Origin of the sequence: Duganella sp. BJB1802 (assembly GCF_013369445.1) — a bacterium.
GTDB lineage: Bacteria > Pseudomonadota > Gammaproteobacteria > Burkholderiales > Burkholderiaceae_D > Rugamonas > Rugamonas vulcania_A.
In genome coordinates, this window is sequence record NZ_JABWEF010000048.1 from 1 (window position 1) to 2,263 (window position 2,263).

General features: G+C 71.5%; 1 protein-coding gene and 1 pseudogene. Both read left to right on the top strand.

The features are described 5' to 3' along the window. Positions 1-192 (top strand): annotated as a pseudogene (locus HUX88_RS31760) (nitrate ABC transporter substrate-binding protein); the annotation flags it as partial. Positions 193-201: 9 nt separating this feature from the next. Further along, the coding region (locus HUX88_RS31765; protein ID WP_176364366.1) for an ATP-binding protein at positions 202-2,263 on the top strand (2,062 nt) is incomplete at its 3' end.

Genomic DNA, 2,263 nt, shown 5'->3' on the forward strand with positions numbered 1-2,263 from the left:
CTGGCGGCCTGGCCGGCCCACCACTTCGGGCTGGAGCTGGACCAGAGCCTGCTGCTGGTGCTGGAGGACCAGTCGCGCTGGGCGATCAAGGCCGGGCTGACCGGCGCGCGCGCGGTGCCCAACTTCCTCGACTACATCTACCTCGACGGGCTCAAGGCCGTGAGCCCGTCCGAGGTGACCATCATCTACTAGGGACGCCGCGTGAAGATCTCCACCCGCCTCAAGCTGGCCCAGGTCATCTGCATCGTGCTGCTGGCGGTCATGGCGGTGGTGTTCGCCAGGACGGCGGGCGCGATGCGGCACGAGATCGCCAAGGCCGAGATCACCTTCGAGGTGCTGCGCGGCGCCGCCTCGCTGCGCTACCTGTCGCTCGAATACGTGCAGCACCACCTGGCGCGCACCCGCGCGCAGTGGCTGCAGCGCCACCAGTCGCTGCGCCGGGTGATCGCGGCCGACGGCGGCTTCGACGGCGAGGACGAGCTGGCGCTGCTGCGCGACATCCGCGAGCGCCACCAGTCGCTCGGCGGCCTGTTCGGCGAGCTGCAGGCGGTGCAGGGCGAGTTCGTCCGCACGCCGGAGCGCGCCGTGATCCTGCGCGAGCTGGAGGCGCGCCTGTCGGGCCTGATGATGAACCGGGCCCAGGCGATGATGTCGGACGCCGAGGACCTGGCGCGCCAGAGCCGCGCCAACATGCTGGCCGCGCAGTCGGACCTGGTGCTGGCCGGCGCCGTGCTGGTCGGGCTGGTGCTGCTGGTGGTGCTGGGCGCGATGGGCCTGACCATCCGCAGCGTCAGCAAGCCGCTGATGCGGCTGCACCGGGCCACCGAGGTGGTCGGCTCGGGCCGGCTGGACGTGGCGCTGGACGTGCGCGCGGACGACGAGATCGGCAGCCTGGCGCGCGCCTTCGACGGCATGGTCGAGCGGCTGCGCCAGACCACCGTCTCGCGCGACGAGCTGATCCGCGCGAACGCGACCATGCAGCGCGAGATCGCCGAGCGGATGGCGGCCGAGAGCCGGGTGGTGGCCCAGCTGGCGCGCATGAGCCTGCTCCACCAGATCACCCGCTCGATCGGCGAGCGGCAGGACTTGCCCAGCATCTTCCAGGTGGTGGTGCGCTGCCTGGAGGACCAGCTGCCGATCGCCTTCGGCGCCATCTGCCTGTACCAGGACGGCGAGCTGGTGGTCAGCTGCGTCGGCCTGCGCAGCCAGCCGTTGTCGGTGGCGATGGGCATGGAGGAAGCGGCCAAGATCGCCATCGACGAGAACGGTTTGTCGCGCTGCGTGCGCGGGCAGCTGGTGTACGAGCCGGACATCCGCCGGGTCGACTTCCCGTTCCCGCGCCGGCTGGCCGGGGCCGGCATGGGCTCGATCGTGCTGGCGCCGCTGCTGGCCGAGAGCACGGTGTTCGGCGTGCTGGTGGTGGCGCGCGCCGAGCCGGGCGCGTTCTCCAGCACCGACTGCGAGTTCCTGCGCCAGCTCAGCGAGCACGTGGCGCTGGCCGCCAACCAGGCCAGGCTGTACGGCGAGCTGCAGCGCGCCTACGACGACCTGCACCAGAGCCAGGTGCAGGTGACCAAGCAGGAACGGCTGCGCGCGCTGGGGCAGATGGCCAGCGGCATCGCGCACGACATCAACAACGCCATCTCGCCGATCGGCCTGTACGCGGAGTCGCTGCTGGAGACCGAGCAGGGCCTGAGCGAGAACGGCCGCGCCTGCCTGCAGGTGATCGAGCGCGCCATCGACGACGTCGCCTCGACGGTGGCGCGCATGCGCGAGTTCTACCGCCAGCGCGAGCCGCAGCTCAACCACAGCACGGTCAACGTCAACCTGATGATCCAGCACGTGGTGGACCTGACGCGCGCGCGCTGGTCGGACATGCCGCAGCAGCGCGGCATCGTGATCGAGATGCGGCAGGAGCTGGGCGAGGAGCTGCCGGCCATCCTCGGGGTCGAGGGCGAGATCCGCGAGGCGCTGACCAACCTGATCTTCAACGCGGTCGACGCCATGCCGGACGGCGGCGCGGTGACGCTGCGCACCGGCTACCTGGAGCGGCTGGACGACGGCAGCGGCCCGTACGTGCTGGTGGAGGTGGCCGACACCGGCGCCGGCATGGACGAGGCGACCCAGCGCCGCTGCCTGGAGCCGTTCTTCACCACCAAGGGCGAGCGCGGCACCGGGCTGGGGCTGGCCACGGTGTACGGCATGACCGAGCGGCACGGCGCGCGCATCGCCATCGCCTCGCGGCTGAACGTGGGCACGGCGG